This window comes from Neisseria sp. DTU_2020_1000833_1_SI_GRL_NUU_006, from assembly GCA_032388755.1.
Lineage (GTDB): Bacteria > Pseudomonadota > Gammaproteobacteria > Burkholderiales > Neisseriaceae > Neisseria > Neisseria sicca_C.
This window is the reverse complement of sequence record CP135593.1, coordinates 1,370,942-1,387,958: the sequence shown is the minus strand read 5'-3', so window position 1 is coordinate 1,387,958 and position 17,017 is coordinate 1,370,942. Positions and strand designations below refer to the sequence as shown.

The following is a 17,017-nucleotide window of genomic DNA, read 5'->3' as shown; positions in this document are numbered from 1 at the left end:
GTATGGGTTTTCCTGTTCGCAAGTTTGATGCCGTGATTGTCGGCGGTGGTGGTGCAGGTTTACGCGCAGCCCTCCAATTATCCAAGTCCGGTCTGAATTGTGCCGTTTTATCTAAAGTGTTTCCGACCCGTTCGCATACTGTAGCGGCGCAGGGCGGTATTTCCGCCTCTTTGGGTAATGTGCAGGAGGACCGTTGGGACTGGCACATGTACGATACCGTGAAAGGTTCCGACTGGCTGGGCGACCAAGATGCGATTGAGTTTATGTGTCGCGCCGCGCCTGAAGCGGTGATTGAGTTGGAACACATGGGTATGCCTTTTGACCGCGTGGAAAGCGGCAAAATTTATCAACGCCCTTTCGGCGGCCATACTGCCGAACACGGCAAGCGCGCGGTAGAACGTGCCTGCGCAGTTGCTGACCGTACCGGTCATGCGATGCTGCATACCCTGTACCAACAAAACGTCCGTGCTAATACGCAATTCTTTGTGGAATGGACGGCGCAAGATTTGATTCGTGATGAGAACGGCGACGTCGTCGGCGTTACCGCCATGGAAATGGAAACCGGTGAAGTTTATATTTTCCACGCTAAAGCCGTGATGTTTGCTACCGGCGGCGGCGGCCGTATTTATGCGTCTTCCACCAATGCCTATATGAACACCGGCGACGGTTTGGGTATTTGCGCCCGTGCAGGCATTCCGTTGGAAGATATGGAGTTCTGGCAATTCCACCCGACCGGCGTGGCAGGTGCAGGCGTGTTGATTACCGAAGGTGTGCGCGGTGAGGGCGGTATTCTGTTGAATGCCGACGGCGAACGCTTTATGGAACGCTATGCACCGACCGTAAAAGACTTGGCTTCACGCGACGTGGTTTCCCGCGCGATGGCGATGGAAATCTACGAAGGTCGCGGCTGCGGTAAAAACAAAGACCATGTATTGCTGAAAATCGACCATATCGGTGCCGAAAAAATTATGGAAAAACTGCCGGGCATCCGCGAGATTTCCATTCAGTTTGCCGGTATCGACCCGATTAAAGACCCGATTCCCGTTGTGCCGACTACCCACTACATGATGGGCGGTATTCCGACCAACTATCACGGCGAAGTCGTTGTTCCGCAAGGCGACGAATATGAAGTGCCGGTGAAAGGTCTGTATGCTGCGGGCGAGTGCGCTTGTGCTTCCGTACACGGTGCGAACCGTTTGGGTACTAACTCCCTGCTTGACTTGGTGGTGTTCGGTAAAGCTGCCGGCGACAGCATGATTAAATTCATCAAAGAGCAAAGCGATTGGAAACCTCTGCCTGCGGATGCGGGCGAGTTGACCCGCCAACGTATCGAACGCTTGGATAACCAAACCGGCGGCGAAAACGTTGATGCGCTGCGCCGCGAACTGCAACGCTCCGTCCAACTGCACGCCGGCGTGTTCCGTACCGATGAGATTCTGAGCAAAGGCGTTCGAGAAATTATGGCGATTGCCGAGCGCGTGAAACGTACTGAAATCAAAGACAAGAGCAAAGTGTGGAATACCGCGCGTATCGAAGCTTTGGAATTGGACAACCTGATTGAAGTGGCAAAAGCGACTTTGGTGTCTGCCGAAGCACGTAAAGAATCGCGCGGTGCGCACGCTTCAGACGACCATCCTGAGCGCGATGACGAAAACTGGATGAAACACACGCTGTACCATTCGGATACCAATACCTTGTCCTACAAACCGGTACACACCCAGCCTTTGAGCGTGGAATACATCAAACCGGCCAAGCGCGTTTACTGATGCGTTTTCAGACGACCTCCGTATCACAAGGGGTCGTCTGAAAATCAAATACACCACCACACTGAACAGCCTGAACCCATAACATAAAACCATCAGGCGGTTTATGAGAAAAGGAACACTTCTCATGGAAAAAATGAGTTTTGAAATTTACCGTTACAATCCGGACGTTGATGCCAAACCATATATGCAACGTTACGAGTTGGAACTGGAACCTACCGACGTCAAACTTTTGGACGCGCTGGTGCGCCTGAAAGCGCAAGACGACACCCTGTCTTTCCGCCGTTCTTGCCGCGAAGGTATTTGCGGTTCTGACGGTATGAACATCAATGGCAAAAACGGCTTGGCGTGTCTGACCGATTTACGCAGCCTGAAACAGCCGGTCAAAATCCGCCCGCTGCCCGGTCTGCCCGTCATCCGCGACCTGATTGTGGACATGACTCAGTTCTTCAAACAATACCATTCCATCAAACCTTATGTCGTCAACGATAATCCGATCGATGCCGACAAAGAGCGCCTGCAAACTCAAGAAGAGCGTAAAGAGCTGGACGGCTTGTATGAATGTATTTTGTGTGCTTGCTGTTCGACTGCCTGTCCGTCGTTCTGGTGGAATCCTGACAAATTCGTCGGTCCGTCCGGTTTGCTGAACGCCTACCGCTTCATTGCAGACAGCCGCGATACCATTACTAATGAGCGTTTGGACAATTTGAACGACCCGTATCGTCTGTTCCGTTGCCATACCATCATGAACTGCGTGGACGTATGTCCTAAACACTTGAATCCGACCCGTGCCATCGGTAAGATTAAAGAAATTATGTTGAAACGAGCCGTTTAAGAAATGATGGTTTTTGACGATATTGCCAAACGGAAAATCCGTTTTCAAACCCGCCGGGGATTATTGGAGTTAGATTTGATTTTCGGCAGGTTTATGGAAAAAGAATTCGAGCATTTGAGCGATAAAGAGCTGTCCGAGTTTTCCGAAATCCTTGAGTTTCAAGATCAGGAGCTTCTTGCCCTGATCAACGGACATTCGGCGACAGACAAGGAACACCTTATCCCTATGCTTGAAAAAATCAGACGAGCTTGACGTATTGGAAATCCGCCTGCCTTTCGGCGGATTTCTAGGATACGGAGGTCGTCTGAAAATAAAGACCGTGCTGCATAGGCAGCAACGAAAGCCCCAACCTACAAAGGAGCGATAAATATGTCCAAATCAATTAAACTCAACGTACCCAATCAAGAGGATTTAGAACTGCCCGTATTGGAAGCGAGCATCGGTCATGACGTGGTCGATATCCGCGCACTGACGAAAAACACAGGCTTATTCTCATTCGACCCCGGGTTTGTTTCAACAGCAAGCTGCGAATCCAAAATCACTTATATCGACGGCGACAAAGGTCTGCTGTATTACCGTGGTTATCCCATCGAACAACTCGCCGAAAAATCCGATTATTTGGAAGTCTGCTACCTGCTGATTTACGGCGAACTGCCGACGCTTGAGCAAAAGGCAGAATTTGACAATACCGTCCGCCGTCATACGATGGTGCATGAACAGCTGACTTGGTTCTTCCGTGGCTTCCGTCGCGATGCGCATCCGATGGCGATGATGGTCGGCGTGGTCGGTGCATTGTCTGCGTTCTATCAAGACAGTCTGGACATTACGAACCCCGAACACCGAAAAATCGCGATTTACCGCCTGATTTCCAAAATTCCGACGATTGCAGCAATGTGCTACCGCTATTCCAACGGTCTACCGTTCAATTATCCGAGAAACAACCTCTCTTATTCCGAAAATTTCATGCACATGATGTTTGCCACACCATGTGAAGACTACAAACCCAATCCTGTATTGGCACGCGCGCTCGACCGCATCTTTATCCTTCATGCCGACCACGAGCAAAACGCATCGACTTCGACCGTCCGTCTGGCAGGTTCTTCAGGTGCGAACCCGTTTGCCTGTATCGCTGCCGGTATTGCCTGTCTGTGGGGTGCGTCCCACGGCGGCGCGAACGAAGCTGTCTTGAAAATGTTGGACGAAATCGGCGATGTGTCCCGTGTTGCCGAATATATGGAAGGCGTGAAACAGCGTAAATACCGCCTGATGGGCTTCGGACACCGTGTGTACCGCAATATGGATCCGCGCGCCAGCATCATGCGTGAAACCTGTTATGAAGTACTGAAAGAATTGGGCTTGGAAGACAGTCCGAAATTCAAGCTGGCAATGGAATTGGAACAAATTGCTCTGAAAGACCCGTTCTTCGTAGAGCGCAAGCTGTACCCCAACGTCGACTTCTACTCCGGTATTGTCCTGTCCGCGCTGGGCATTCCGACCGAAATGTTTACCGTCATCTTCGCCCTGTCGCGCAGCGTGGGCTGGATTTCTCACTGGCATGAAATGATCGGCGATCCTTCGCTGAAAATCGGCCGTCCGCGCCAACTTTATACCGGTGCGGAACGCCGCGATTATGTGCCGGCGGATAAACGCTGAAAATCAGTATATTAATATGTTGTCGGAACTTCATTTGAGAAAGCCGAATAGTTTTTTTAAATAAGTTTGTCTGCAGCAAACGAAACAGATACAAGTAATTTGGCTGGAAATAGGGTAGAATGAAGTGTCATTTCAAACGGCATGGATTCCGTTGAAACACATGGAATTCTACCCTTTGTTTATATTTTAAAGAAAAGAGCTCGCGTCATGATGGATGAAAAACTCAATTTTTCTTATCTGTTCGGTTCAAATGCTCCCTACATCGAGGAGTTGTATGAGAATTTCCTGGAAAACCCCAATTCGGTCGATGAAAAATGGAAGCAGTATTTCACCGACTTAAGCAAGCAGCCCGGTGCGGCGGATGTTGATATCGCCCATGCGCCGATCCGTGAATCCTTCGCCAATTTGGCAAAAACCAAATCGACAGCGGCTATTGCCGGCGGTATGGACGAAGCCATGATGAAGAAACAGGTCGGCGTACTGCGGTTGATTTCTGCTTACCGTATTCAAGGTGTGGGCGCCGCACAGCTTGACCCGCTCAAACGTATCCCTCCACGCAACATTGAAGCCCTCGATCCCAAATTCCACGGACTGAATGATGCCGATATGGCGGTTCAGTTCAATATGGGCGAGGGCGATTTTTCCGGCCAAAGCAAACTGCCTCTGTCCCAAATCATCAGCAACCTCAAGCAAACCTACTGTGGCCACCTCGCATTGGAATACATCTACATTCCCAATACCGAAGAGCGCCGCTGGTTGCGCAATTATTTTGAGGATGTGCTGTCCACCCCGAGTTACAGTGCCGAACAGAAACGCCGCATCCTGAAAGAAATGACCGCTGCCGAGACTTTGGAGCGTTATCTGCATACCAAATACGTCGGTCAGAAACGCTTCGGCGTAGAAGGCGGCGAGAGCGTGATTGCCGGTCTGAATTACCTGATTCAAAACGCAGGTAAAGACGGTGTCGAAGAAGTCATCATCGGTATGGCACACCGAGGTCGTCTGAATGTCTTGGTCAACATTTTGGGCAAGAAACCGGGCGATTTGTTTGCCGAATTTGAAGGCCGTGCCGAAATCAAGCTGCCTAGCGGCGACGTAAAATACCACATGGGTTTCAGCTCCGACATCGCTACGCCGAACGGTCCGATGCACGTTTCTTTGGCGTTCAACCCGTCTCACTTGGAAATCGTCAATCCTGTCGTTGAAGGTTCTGCACGCGCCAAACAAAAACGTCTGGGCGAAAACGGCCGCGACAAAGTATTGCCCGTATTGATTCACGGCGACTCTGCATTTGTCGGCTTGGGCGTCAACCAAGCGACGTTCAATCTGTCCAAAACGCGCGGCTATACCACCGGCGGTACGGTCCACATCGTCATCAACAACCAAATCGGCTTCACCACCTCCGATACCCGCGACACCCGTTCGACCGTGCATTGTACCGACGTGGCGAAAATGGTTTCCGCCCCGGTCATCCATGTCAACGGCGACGATCCTGAACGCGTTTGCTTCGCCATCCAAGCCGCTTTGGACTACCGTAAGAAATTCAAAAAAGATATCGTGATCGATGTCGTCTGCTACCGCAAATGGGGTCACAACGAGGGCGACGATCCGACCCTGACCCAGCCGATGATGTACAAAAAAGTATCGCAACACCCCGGTGCGCGTGCTTTGTACACCGAACAACTGATTGCAGAAGGCGTGGTAACGCAGGCGGAAGCCGACGGCTATATCCAAGCCTACCGCGATGCTTTGGATAAAGGCGAACACGTTGAGCAAACGACGTTGAGCAATTTCCAACGCACGCAAATCGACTGGAGCAAATACCAAGGCAAAGACTGGCGCGAAGACGTGGAAACCGGCCTGCCTGCTGCCGACATCGAGCGTCTTGCCGAGAAATTTACCGCCGTTCCCGAAGGCTTTGCACTGCATCCGACAGCCAAACGCGTGCTCGAAGCGCGCAAAGGCATGGCTGCGGGCAGTCAGCCGATTGACTGGGGTATGGCGGAAACCCTCGCATACGCCAGCCTGGTCACCAAAGGCCACGGCGTGCGCATTTCCGGCGAAGACTCCGGACGCGGTACGTTCTCACACCGCCATGCCGTATTGCATGACCAAAAACGTGAAAAATGGGATGACGGCACTTATGTACCGCTGCGCAATATGGGCGAAGGCGCAGGCGAATTCCTCGTTATCGACTCCATCTTGAATGAAGAAGCGGTTATGGCGTTCGAATACGGTTTCGCCTGCTCCGCGCCCGACAAACTGACCATTTGGGAAGCGCAGTTCGGTGACTTTGCCAACGGCGCGCAAGTGACCATCGACCAGTTCCTGTCGTCCGGCGAAACCAAGTGGGGTCGTCTCTGCGGTCTAACCACCATCCTGCCGCACGGTTACGACGGTCAAGGTCCGGAACACTCATCCGGCCGCGTAGAACGTTGGTTGCAACTGTGCTCCGAACACAATATGCAAATTATTATGCCGTCCGAAGCGTCGCAAATGTTCCACCTGCTGCAACGCCAAGTCTTGGGTTCATACCGCAAACCGCTGGTGATTTTCATGTCCAAACGCCTGTTGCGCTTCAAAGGTGCGATGAGTCCGCTGGAAAACTTTACCGAAGGTTCGCGCTTCCGCCCCGTTATCGGCGATACCGCCGAGCGTGGCAACAATGAAAGCGTGAAACGCGTGATTCTTTGCGCCGGACAGGTTTACTACGATTTGGAAGCAGGTCGCGCCGAGCGCAAACTGGAAAACGATGTCGCCATCGTCCGCGTCGAGCAGCTTTATCCGTTCCCATACGACGAGTTGCGTGCAGAACTAGCGAAATATCCGAACGCGAAATCCGTGGTTTGGGCGCAAGAAGAGCCGAAGAACCAGGGCGCGTTCTACCAAATCCGCCACCGCTTGGAAGACGTTATCGGCGAAAGCCAAAAACTGTCTTATGCCGGCCGTCCGAGCAGCGCATCGCCAGCCGTCGGCTATATGAGCAAACACGTCGCCCAGCTGAAACAACTGGTTGAAGACGCAATGACGCTGTAACGCAATACGGTGCGGCGTTCCGAATGAAATACTTCAGACGGAACGCCCGCCAAACAAAAGAGATAACACACAACAGGTCGTCTGAAAACCAACGACCATCCGGAGACACAAAATGATTATTGACGTAAAAGTACCCATGCTGTCCGAAAGCGTATCCGAAGGCACGCTTTTGGAATGGAAGAAAAAAGTCGGCGAAGCCGTAGCGCGCGACGAAATCCTGATTGACATCGAAACCGACAAAGTGGTTTTGGAAGTACCTTCCCCACAAGCCGGCGTATTGGTTGAAATCATTGCCCAAAACGGCGAAACCGTTGCCGCCGAGCAAGTGTTGGCACGCATCGACACCGCTGCTATCGCTTCCGCTTCTGCTGAAGCCCCAGCCGCCGCGCCTGCGCCTGAAGCCGCTCCCGCCGCTGCGCAAACCAATGCCGCCATGCCTGCCGCCGCCAAACTGGCAGCCGAAACCGGCGTGGATGTGAACGCGTTGCAAGGTTCCGGTCGCGACGGTCGCGTCTTGAAAGAAGACGTGCAAAACGCCGCCGCCAAACCTGCCGCTGCACCCGCTGCCGCGTCTGCACCTGCACCTGTTCCGGCGGGCGTACGTCCAGAGCAACGCGTTCCGATGAGTCGTCTGCGTGCCCGCGTTGCCGAGCGTCTCTTGGCTTCGCAACAAGAAAACGCGATTCTGACCACGTTCAACGAAGTCAACATGAAACCCATCATGGACTTGCGTGCGAAATACAAAGAAAAATTCGAGAAAGAACACGGCGTCAAACTCGGCTTCATGTCTTTCTTCGTCAAAGCAGCCGTTGCTGCGCTGAAAAAATATCCGGTGGTCAATGCCTCCGTTGACGGCAGCGACATCGTTTATCACGGTTACTTCGACATCGGTATCGCCATCGGCAGCCCGCGCGGTTTGGTCGTTCCGATTCTGCGTGATGCCGACCAAATGAGCATTGCCGACATCGAACAAGCCATCGTCGATTACGCCAAAAAAGCCAAAGACGGCAAAATCGCGCTGGAAGATTTGACCGGCGGTACGTTTAGTATTACCAACGGCGGTACGTTCGGCTCCATGATGTCCACCCCGATTATCAACCCGCCGCAATCCGCCATTTTGGGTATGCATGCGACCAAAGAGCGCGCAGTCGTGGAAAACGGCCAAGTCGTCGTACGTCCGATGATGTATCTGGCGCTCTCTTACGACCACCGCATCATCGACGGCCGCGAAGCCGTGTTGACTTTGGTTGCCATCAAAGACGCGCTGGAAGATCCGGCACGCCTATTGTTGGATTTGTAAACGCCTCCAAAGGGATATAAAGCGGATTAAAACAAAGCAGTTTGAAATCGGGCTGCTTACTGATTTTCAGACGACCTCGAAACGAAAAAAGGTCGTCTGAAAACGGCGGGATGTTTGAAATCTAAGGAAGGAAGTTTGTTGCTGCCATTTTCCGTGCAGAAGCAAACGGTATGAAAATCCATAGGAGCGTATCCATGAAACCCATTTCCCTGTTTCCGCTTTTGGCTGTCGTTTCCCTGCTTGGCGCGTGTGCCGCATTCGAAGGCAAGGAATATTCCGTCAACGCCTACGACGCGCGCGGCAGAATGTTGAACAAGCGTTTTGAAATGGATAGCAACAAAGCAGGCATTCCCGTCGCCCGCAGCGTTTTGTGCAAACGTTATCCGCATGCTACCGTCCGCGTTTACAACAATTTCACCGGACAGGAAGTCAGGGAATACAGCCCGCATTCCTGCCGCCGCTGATGCGGCTGAACAATCGGGCTGAAGTTTCAAAAGGTCGTGCCTGCGGGCAGGCTTCGCACTCTGAAAAAGGCAGAATGAGCTTTAACTTCGTTGAAGCCGCGCTTTCAGACGACCTCTTATGCAAAATATAGTGGATGAAATTTTGCCGAAGGTTTTCCTGCGGCAAAAATATCAAACAACAAAGGATTTTTCACATGTCTCAATACGATGTAGTAGTCATCGGCGCAGGCCCCGGCGGATACGTTGCCGCCATCCGCGCCGCCCAACTGGGTTTCAAAACCGCCTGTGTCGATGCAGGCGTCAACAAAGCAGGCGACGCGCCCGCGCTGGGCGGCACCTGCCTGAACGTCGGCTGCATTCCTTCCAAAGCCCTGTTGCAATCCAGCGAACATTTCCATGCTGCGCAGCATGATTTTGCCGAACACGGCATCAGTGTCGGCGACATCAAATTCGACGCAGCGAAAATGATTGCGCGCAAAGACGCCATCGTAACCAAGCTTACCGGCGGCGTGAAATTCCTGTTCCAAAAAAACAAAGTAACCAGCCTGTTCGGTACGGCTTCATTTGCCGGCAAAAACGGCGATGCCTACCAAATCGAAGTCGATAACAAAGGCGAAAAAACCGTTATCGAAGCCAAACACGTCATCGTAGCGACCGGCTCCGTGCCGCGTCCGCTGCCGCAGGTTGCCATCGACAATGTAAATGTATTGGACAACGAAGGCGCATTGAACCTGACCGAAGTGCCTGCCAAACTGGGCGTTATCGGTTCAGGCGTGATCGGTTTGGAAATGGGTTCGGTATGGAACCGCGTCGGTTCGCAAGTCACCATCCTCGAAGCCATGCCGACTTTCCTTGCTGCCGCCGACCAGCAAATCGCCAAAGAAGCTTTCAAATACTTCACCAAAGAGCAGGGCTTGAACATCGAACTGGGCGTGAAAATCGGCGACATCAAATCTGAAGGCAAAGGCGTGTCCGTTGCCTACCAAACTGCCACAGGTGAAGCCAAAACCGAAGTCTTCGACAAACTCATCGTCGCCATCGGCCGTATTCCGAATACTAAAGGTCTGAATGCCGAAGCCGTCGGCTTGGAAAAAGACGAGCGTGGCTTTATCAAAGTGGACGGCGAATGCCGCACCAACCTGCCTAATGTCTGGGCAATCGGCGACGTGGTTCGCGGCCCGATGCTGGCGCACAAAGCCAGCGACGAAGGCGTTGCTGTTGCCGAGCGCATCGCCGGTCAGAAACCGCATATCGACTTCAACAGCGTACCGTTCGTGATTTACACCGATCCCGAAATCGCTTGGGTCGGTAAAACCGAAGAGCAGCTCAAAGCCGAAGGCGTGGAATACAAAAAAGGCACTTCCGGCTTCGGCGCAAACGGTCGCGCGTTGGCAATGGGTAAAGCCAAAGGTACGGTCAAAGTGTTGGCAGATGCCAAAACCGACCGCATCTTGGGCGTACACATGATCGGTCCGGTCGTCAGCGAATTGGTTACTGAAGGCGTCACTGCGCTCGAATTCTTCGCCAGCAGCGAAGACATCGCCCGCATCATTCATGCCCATCCGACCTTGTCCGAAGTGGTTCACGAAGCCGCACTGGCCGCCGACAAACGCGCTTTGCACGGCTGATGAGGTCAAGTAAAGCATAAAAGGTCGTCTGAAACTTTTTCAGACGACCTTTTCGGAAAGATGAATGTTCGGAAGCAATGTTCCGATAGGTATAGAGAGAAAATAGAGCGTATCAGTTGCTATTGTTCCCTGGCCGGAATGACGATTTAAGCAGAATCTACTATATAATCGGCGACACATTCACAGACAGCATTTGATTATGAATAAAGAAGTAATCGGTATCCTGTTTATACCGATGGGCATCATCAGCATGTGTATGGCCGCGTTGTGGCAAATGTATGTGATGATGACCGAAACTTATACGCTCAACCGCTTCAAAGACAAAGAATTGGTTTGGCGCGTGGCATTGTTGTTTATCAGTTTCAGCCTTGCCGTTTACCTGCTCTGCCCGAATTCGCGTAAAAAAGGCATCGTCTTTTTTATCCTCGGGGGCGGCGGCGCAATCATGTATCTGCTTGCGCGGATGTGGTTGCCGTTCAGCAAGTGAAACGACGATTTTCCGACCGCCGAAAGGTCGTCTGAAACGCACGGGGTTGCCATTTATGGGCAGTCTCAGGGCATTCCACTAATCTAAAGGAGAAATCCATGAATCTACACGAGTATCAGGCTAAAGAACTGCTGGCAGGCTACAGCTTGCCTGTGCAAGGCGGTATTTTGGCACACAACGGCGAGGAAGCCGCAGCCGCTTACGACAAACTGGGCGGCAAATTTGCTGTCGTCAAAGCCCAAGTCCACGCAGGCGGACGCGGTAAAGCGGGCGGCGTAAAAGTCGTCAAAAGCCGTGAAGAAGCCAAAGAAGTGGCAGAAAGCCTGATTGGTACCAATCTGGTTACTTATCAAACCGATGCCAACGGTCAGCCGGTCAACAGCGTTTTGGTTTGCGAAGACATGTATCCGGTGCAAACCGAGCTGTATTTGGGCGCGGTGGTCGACCGTTCTACCCGTCGCATTACGTTCATGGCTTCGACCGAAGGCGGTGTGGAAATCGAAAAAGTTGCCGCCGAAACCCCTGAAAAAATCTTCAAAGTAACCGTTGACCCGCTGGTCGGCCTGCAACCTTGCCAAGCGCGTGAAGTGGCGTTCCAACTGGGCTTGAAAGACAAACAAATCAACGAGTTCGTCAAACTGATGACCGGCGCGTACAAAGCGTTTGTCGAAAACGACTTCGCTCTGTTTGAAGTGAACCCGCTGGCAGTCCGCGAAAACGGCGCGCTGGCCTGCGTGGACGGCAAAATCGGTATCGACAGCAACGCGCTCTACCGCCTGCCGAAAATCGCCGAATTGCGCGACAAATCTCAAGAAAACGAACGCGAGCTGAAAGCCTCCGAATTCGACCTGAACTACGTTGCGCTGGAAGGCAACATCGGCTGTATGGTGAATGGCGCAGGTTTGGCGATGGCAACCATGGACATCATCAAACTCAAAGGCGGCCAACCTGCCAACTTCCTCGACGTAGGCGGCGGCGCGACTAAAGAGCGCGTGGTTGAAGCGTTCAAACTGATTCTCGAAGACAAATCCGTCAAAGGCGTATTGATCAACATCTTCGGCGGTATCGTCCGTTGCGACATGATTGCGGAAGCCATTGTGGCAGCCGTTAAAGAAATCAACGTTGACGTGCCTGTCGTTGTCCGTTTGGAAGGCAACAACGCCGAACTCGGCGCGAAAATCCTGAACGAATCAGGTCTGAAACTGACTTCCGCCGACGGCCTGAATGACGCAGCCGAAAAAATTGTCGCAGCCGTAAACGCCTAAGGAGAAAAGAATGAGCGTATTGATTAATAAAGACACCAAAGTATTGGTTCAAGGTTTCACCGGTAAAAACGGTACTTTCCACTCCGAACAAGCTCTGGCTTACGGCACTAAAGTCGTCGGCGGCGTTACCCCGGGCAAAGGCGGTCAAACCCACCTGAACCTGCCCGTGTTCAACACCATGAAAGAAGCCGTTAAAGAAACCGGCGCAGACGCATCCGTAATTTACGTTCCCGCTCCGTTTGTGTTGGATTCTATCGTTGAAGCGGTTGATTCCGGCGTAGGCTTGGTGGTTGTGATTACCGAAGGCGTACCGACTCTGGACATGCTCAAAGCCAAACGCTATTTGGAAACCAACGGCAACGGCACACGTTTGGTCGGCCCAAACTGCCCGGGCGTGATTACTCCGGGTGAGTGTAAAATCGGCATTATGCCGGGACACATTCATACTCCTGGCCGCATCGGCATCATTTCCCGTTCCGGTACATTGACTTACGAAGCCGTGGCACAAACCACCAAACTGGGCTTGGGTCAATCAACCTGTATCGGTATCGGCGGCGACCCGATTCCAGGCATGAACCAAATCGACGCGCTGAAACTCTTCCAAGAAGACCCCGATACCGACGCCATCATCATGATCGGTGAAATTGGCGGTACTGCGGAAGAAGAAGCAGCCGAATACATCCAATCCAACGTAACCAAACCTGTTGTCGGCTACATCGCAGGTGTGACCGCTCCTAAAGGCAAACGCATGGGCCACGCCGGTGCGATTATCTCCGGCGGCAAAGGTACTGCGGAAGAAAAATTCGCAGCTTTCGAAAAAGCCGGCATCGCCTACACCCGCAGCCCTGCCGAATTGGGCAGCACCATGCTGGAAGTGTTGAAAGCAAAAGGCTTGGCGTAACGCTTGGTCGTTTTGACTGAAAAGCCGAAAGGTCGTCTGAAAATTTGGAAACAGGCTTTCAGACGACCTTTTTATCTAATGCGTTAATCTTTACACATTTAGCCGGTTTCTTTATCCGAATTGACTTGAGAATAAGTTCAAAAGAGTTATAATCTTTTAACAGATGAACAATCTGTCATTTAACGGTCGGTCATTTTAACTCAAAAGTGTTAACATTTTGAAACAAACAAATAGACTTAGACCGATTAACCTACACCAATCTAAGGAAATAATGATGAAAAAGCAAAATTTCGATTCCCGCAAGGAAAGCTTGTTGAATGACATTCAAGATGTAATGAATGATATTGAAGAGCTGTACAGCAAAGGTGTGGAAGCCGGTTCTGAAGAAGGCAAGAAAGCCAAAGAGAAATTGCAGGAAAAACTCGGTGCTGCCAAAGACCGCATGCTCCGTTTCGAAGAAGAAGCTGGCGACAAAATCAGATATCACGCTGACCGTGTGCGCGAAAAATATGACGACTTGGAAGATTTTGCCGAAGATGGTTTGAAGGAAGGTAAAAAACGTTTGGTAGAATTCGGTGAAGAAGCTGGTGACCGCATTAAAAGCGGTGCGCGTCAAGCCGACGAAGTCGTTCATGACAATCCTTATTACGCTATGGGTTTTGCTGCGCTGGCCGGATTGGTTGTTGGCGTATTGCTGAACCGTAGATAATCGCCAATTGATTGATATTATCGGGATCCTTGACTGATATATCAGTTTGATTGACATAAATGCCGTCCGAGCACGCGATTTGTTAAAATCTTGTTCAGACGGCGTTTTGTTATTTCGGTTTTAGGTTGGTTACCATTTTTTGATGGTTTGACAGTAAAAAAATTTTGCAGTTCCTATGCCGGAATATTAAGAAATTGGAAAAAATATGGGTATCAGACAGAATATAGAACATACAAAAACCCTGCTGAACCAGGGTATTGATTTGCTTTTGCTTCGAATGCAGATTTTGAATTTGGATTTGTCTGAGCAGGCAAAAAATGTGTTTCTCATCATCATATGGCTGGTCGTATCTGGGATATTGATGTTGGTTGCATTCATCAGCCTGTTGTTTGGACTGAATCGGGTGTTGACGGATAGTGCAGCGATATGGGTGTTTTTCGGTATTTCCGCTGCCAGCATTGCTGTGATCACCATTCTGCTTTACAGGGTGATTTATAACTGGCGCAACCAAAATAATCAAATCGCTGCTACTTTGCAGGACATCCGTGCAGACATTGCCTGCCTGCGTGGTTTGGATATGCAGGAAGGAGAATGAAATGAATAAATCGGAGCGTGATGAAGCACGAGAACTGCTGCAATTGGAAGCAAAACTTATTCAAGTGAGAATTAAGGCATCCTATCTGAAACAGCGTAAATCAAAATTGCAGGACAGTGGCGTATCAAACGGTTTGATGACCCTTCTTGATTTGGGTGGAGAGCTTAAACGCACGGGTTTTTTATATAAAACTGCCGGACTCGCCATTCCCCGCAGATACCGTTTCGGCGCACTTTTGGTTGCGTTTGTGATGAAAGCTTTAATGAAGTAGCTCGAGATAGCTCGAGATTAGAAACAGGGTCGTCTGAAAGTCGGGTTTCAGACGACCTTTTTGTATTTAGGATTTATAGGCGAAACTGACAACGCTACGGCTGTTGAATTTGGGTTTGGGGCGGTTTTTTTATTTGGGTAGTTTGCGGGTAAAGTGCACGCTACGGGTTGTGCGGTTGCAGTTTGGGGGAGTCCCGACGGGATATTTGTTTGCCGTCATTCCCGCGCAGGCGGGAATCCACTTTTGAATTTCGGCAACTGTTTTTGAATATCTGTTTCTTAGGGTTTCCGATGGATTCCCGCCTGCGCGGGAATGACGGCTGCTGAAGGTAATTATGGGTTGGATTGGTAAAGTTTGCGTTGAAATTTGCGATGAAGTAGATGAGATTAGAAAGAAGGTCATCTGAAAGTTGGGTTTCAGACGACCTTCTGAGGTTGGCAGGGTTCGTGGGCGAAGCCTACGCTACTTTTGATTTCAGACGACCTTGGGTCAGAGGTCGAAGGCGGCGTTGATGAGGCGTTTGGTGTAGTCTTTCTGCGGGTGGTGGAAGATTTGGTCTGCGCTGCCGTATTCGACGAGTTCTCCGTGCTGCATGACGGCGACGTTGTCGCTGACGGCGCGGACGACGGAGAGGTCGTGGCTGATGAAGATGTAGGTCAGTCCGTATTTGGTTTGGAGTCCGCGCAGCAGTTCGACGACTTTGATTTGGACGGAGCGGTCGAGGGCGGAGGTGGGTTCGTCGAGGAGGATGAACTTGGGCCGCAGGATGAGGGCGCGGGCGATGGCGATGCGTTGGCGTTGTCCGCCTGAGAATTCGTGCGGGTAGCGGTTGAGGGCGTCGGCGGGCAGGGAGACTTCGTCCAGGACTTTGAGGACGAGTTCGGTGCGCTGGGTTTTGGTCATTTCGGGGCGGTGGACGGTGAGGCCTTCGCCTATGATTTCGCCGACGGTGAGGCGAGGGGAGAGTGAGCCGTAGGGGTCTTGGAAGACCATTTGGCGTTCGGCTTTGAGCTGGCGCGCGCGTTCGGGGGTGAGGGCGGCGAGGTCGCTGCCGTCGAAGTGTATGCTGCCTTGGTAGGGGAGCATTTGCATGATGGCTTTGCCGAGCGTGGATTTGCCGGAACCGGATTCGCCGACGATGCCGAGGGTTTCGCCTTGGCGGATGGCGAGGCTGATGTTTTTGACGGCGTGGAAGGTTTTGAGGGGTTTGCCGAAGAAGTTGTGTTTGAGGGTGAAGTGGACGTTGATGTTGTCGGCACGGATGAGCTCGGGCGGGTTGCCTTCTACGGGGTCTTTCATGCCTTTTGGGACGGAGTGGATGAGTTGGGCGGTGTAGGGGTGGGTCGGGTTGGCGAAGACTTGTTTGATTTTGCCGCGCTCGACGATTTCGCCGTCTTTCATGACGCAGACGGTTTCGGCGTAGTGTTCGGCGAGTCCGAGGTCGTGGGTGATGAAGATAATCGCCATGCCCATTTGTTTTTGGAGGTCGTGCAGGAGGTCGAGGATTTCTGCTTGAATGGTGACGTCGAGGGCGGTGGTGGGTTCGTCGGCGATGAGCAGAGCGGGGTCGTTGAGCAGCGCCATGGCGATCATGATGCGCTGGAGCTGGCCGCCTGAGAATTCGTGGGGGTATTGTTTCAGACGACGTTCTGCTTCGCGGATGCCGACGCGGTTGAGGAGGTCGAGGATGCGTTCGCGGGCGGCTTTGCGGGTGATGGTTTTGTTGTGGACGCGCAGGGCTTCTGTGAGCTGGGTGCCGATTTTCATGAAGGGGTTCAGCGAGGTCATGGGCTCTTGGAAGATGAAGCTGATACGTCCGCCGCGCAGGCTGCGGAGGGTTTTTTCGTCTGCGTCGAGGATGGATGTGCCGTCGAAGGTGATGCGTGAGTCTTGTCCGTAAAGGGTGGTGTTTTCGGGCAAAAGGCGCATGAGAGACATGGCGGTAACGGATTTGCCGGAACCGGATTCGCCGACGAGGGCGAGGGTTTCGCCTTTGGCGACTTGGAAGCTGATGTTGCGCACGGAGTGGACGGTTTTTTCGTGGAGCTGGAAGCGGATGTCGAGGTTTTCGACGGTGAGTAATGGGGTGGTCATGGGTGTGTCCTCGTTG

15 protein-coding genes are annotated in these 17,017 nt (G+C 52.0%); 14 read left to right on the top strand and 1 reads right to left on the bottom strand.

Annotated elements, in window-relative coordinates:
- Positions 1–2 precede the first annotated feature (2 nt).
- The 14 genes from sdhA (at position 3) to RSJ68_06670 (ending at position 14,907) form a co-directional block, all read left to right on the top strand.
- Positions 3–1,766 carry a succinate dehydrogenase flavoprotein subunit gene (gene sdhA / locus RSJ68_06735; protein WNU96170.1) on the top strand — a complete coding sequence of 588 codons (1,764 nt, stop codon included), beginning with the start codon at positions 3–5 and terminating at the stop codon, positions 1,764–1,766.
- A gap of 124 nt (positions 1,767–1,890) precedes the next feature.
- Entirely contained in the window at positions 1,891–2,598 is a 708-nt protein-coding gene (locus tag RSJ68_06730; protein WNU96169.1) for a succinate dehydrogenase iron-sulfur subunit, read from the top strand.
- A gap of 3 nt (positions 2,599–2,601) precedes the next feature.
- Positions 2,602–2,850, top strand: a complete 249-nt coding sequence (locus RSJ68_06725) for a succinate dehydrogenase assembly factor 2 (protein ID WNU96168.1) — start codon at positions 2,602–2,604, stop codon at positions 2,848–2,850.
- 117 nt (positions 2,851–2,967) lie between these two features.
- A complete protein-coding gene (gene gltA, locus RSJ68_06720; GenBank protein WNU96167.1) occupies positions 2,968–4,251 on the top strand; it encodes a citrate synthase in 1,284 nt (427 codons plus the stop codon).
- Between the two features lie 207 nt (positions 4,252–4,458).
- Positions 4,459–7,287, top strand: a complete 2,829-nt coding sequence (locus tag RSJ68_06715; protein WNU96166.1) for a 2-oxoglutarate dehydrogenase E1 component — start codon at positions 4,459–4,461, stop codon at positions 7,285–7,287.
- Positions 7,288–7,399: 112 nt separating this feature from the next.
- On the top strand, positions 7,400–8,587 hold the full coding sequence (gene odhB / locus RSJ68_06710; GenBank protein WNU96165.1) for a 2-oxoglutarate dehydrogenase complex dihydrolipoyllysine-residue succinyltransferase: 1,188 nt from the start codon (positions 7,400–7,402) through the stop codon (positions 8,585–8,587).
- Positions 8,588–8,781: 194 nt separating this feature from the next.
- Positions 8,782–9,051, top strand: a complete 270-nt coding sequence (locus tag RSJ68_06705) for a hypothetical protein (protein WNU96164.1) — start codon at positions 8,782–8,784, stop codon at positions 9,049–9,051.
- A 194-nt stretch (positions 9,052–9,245) separates the two neighbouring features.
- Positions 9,246–10,679, top strand: coding sequence for a dihydrolipoyl dehydrogenase (gene lpdA / locus RSJ68_06700; GenBank protein ID WNU96163.1), 1,434 nt, complete (start codon positions 9,246–9,248; stop codon positions 10,677–10,679).
- Between the two features lie 199 nt (positions 10,680–10,878).
- Positions 10,879–11,166, top strand: a complete 288-nt coding sequence (locus tag RSJ68_06695) for a hypothetical protein (GenBank protein WNU96162.1) — start codon at positions 10,879–10,881, stop codon at positions 11,164–11,166.
- Between the two features lie 98 nt (positions 11,167–11,264).
- Positions 11,265–12,431, top strand: a complete 1,167-nt coding sequence (gene sucC, locus RSJ68_06690) for an ADP-forming succinate--CoA ligase subunit beta (GenBank protein ID WNU96161.1) — start codon at positions 11,265–11,267, stop codon at positions 12,429–12,431.
- Positions 12,432–12,441: 10 nt separating this feature from the next.
- Entirely contained in the window at positions 12,442–13,332 is an 891-nt protein-coding gene (gene sucD / locus RSJ68_06685; protein ID WNU96160.1) for a succinate--CoA ligase subunit alpha, read from the top strand.
- Positions 13,333–13,606: 274 nt separating this feature from the next.
- A complete protein-coding gene (locus RSJ68_06680) occupies positions 13,607–14,041 on the top strand; it encodes a DUF883 family protein (GenBank protein ID WNU98364.1) in 435 nt (144 codons plus the stop codon).
- 205 nt (positions 14,042–14,246) lie between these two features.
- Entirely contained in the window at positions 14,247–14,636 is a 390-nt protein-coding gene (locus RSJ68_06675) for a phage holin family protein (GenBank protein ID WNU96159.1), read from the top strand.
- A 1-nt stretch (position 14,637) separates the two neighbouring features.
- Positions 14,638–14,907 carry a hypothetical protein gene (locus RSJ68_06670; GenBank protein WNU96158.1) on the top strand — a complete coding sequence of 90 codons (270 nt, stop codon included), beginning with the start codon at positions 14,638–14,640 and terminating at the stop codon, positions 14,905–14,907.
- 489 nt (positions 14,908–15,396) lie between these two features.
- On the opposite strand, the gene RSJ68_06665 is transcribed toward RSJ68_06670, so the two are convergent.
- Positions 15,397–17,001: an ABC transporter ATP-binding protein gene (locus tag RSJ68_06665; protein WNU96157.1), complete on the bottom strand. Its 1,605-nt coding sequence runs from the start codon at positions 16,999–17,001 to the stop codon at positions 15,397–15,399.
- Positions 17,002–17,017 lie beyond the last annotated feature (16 nt).

Bases quoted from the DNA above. Each gene is read 5' to 3' on its own strand.
- RSJ68_06705 (WNU96164.1), top strand. From the start codon at position 8,782: ATGAAACCCATTTCCCTGTTTCCGCTTTTGGCTGTCGTTTCCCTGCTT.
- gltA (WNU96167.1), top strand. From the start codon at position 2,968: ATGTCCAAATCAATTAAACTCAACGTACCCAATCAAGAGGATTTAGAA.
- RSJ68_06670 (WNU96158.1), top strand. From the start codon at position 14,638: ATGAATAAATCGGAGCGTGATGAAGCACGAGAACTGCTGCAATTGGAA.
- RSJ68_06715 (WNU96166.1), top strand. From the start codon at position 4,459: ATGATGGATGAAAAACTCAATTTTTCTTATCTGTTCGGTTCAAATGCT.
- RSJ68_06695 (WNU96162.1), top strand. From the start codon at position 10,879: ATGAATAAAGAAGTAATCGGTATCCTGTTTATACCGATGGGCATCATC.
- RSJ68_06725 (WNU96168.1), top strand. From the start codon at position 2,602: ATGATGGTTTTTGACGATATTGCCAAACGGAAAATCCGTTTTCAAACC.
- RSJ68_06730 (WNU96169.1), top strand. From the start codon at position 1,891: ATGGAAAAAATGAGTTTTGAAATTTACCGTTACAATCCGGACGTTGAT.
- RSJ68_06680 (WNU98364.1), top strand. From the start codon at position 13,607: ATGAAAAAGCAAAATTTCGATTCCCGCAAGGAAAGCTTGTTGAATGAC.
- odhB (WNU96165.1), top strand. From the start codon at position 7,400: ATGATTATTGACGTAAAAGTACCCATGCTGTCCGAAAGCGTATCCGAA.
- sucD (WNU96160.1), top strand. From the start codon at position 12,442: ATGAGCGTATTGATTAATAAAGACACCAAAGTATTGGTTCAAGGTTTC.
- lpdA (WNU96163.1), top strand. From the start codon at position 9,246: ATGTCTCAATACGATGTAGTAGTCATCGGCGCAGGCCCCGGCGGATAC.
- RSJ68_06665 (WNU96157.1), bottom strand. From the start codon at position 17,001: ATGACCACCCCATTACTCACCGTCGAAAACCTCGACATCCGCTTCCAG.
- RSJ68_06675 (WNU96159.1), top strand. From the start codon at position 14,247: ATGGGTATCAGACAGAATATAGAACATACAAAAACCCTGCTGAACCAG.
- sdhA (WNU96170.1), top strand. From the start codon at position 3: ATGGGTTTTCCTGTTCGCAAGTTTGATGCCGTGATTGTCGGCGGTGGT.
- sucC (WNU96161.1), top strand. From the start codon at position 11,265: ATGAATCTACACGAGTATCAGGCTAAAGAACTGCTGGCAGGCTACAGC.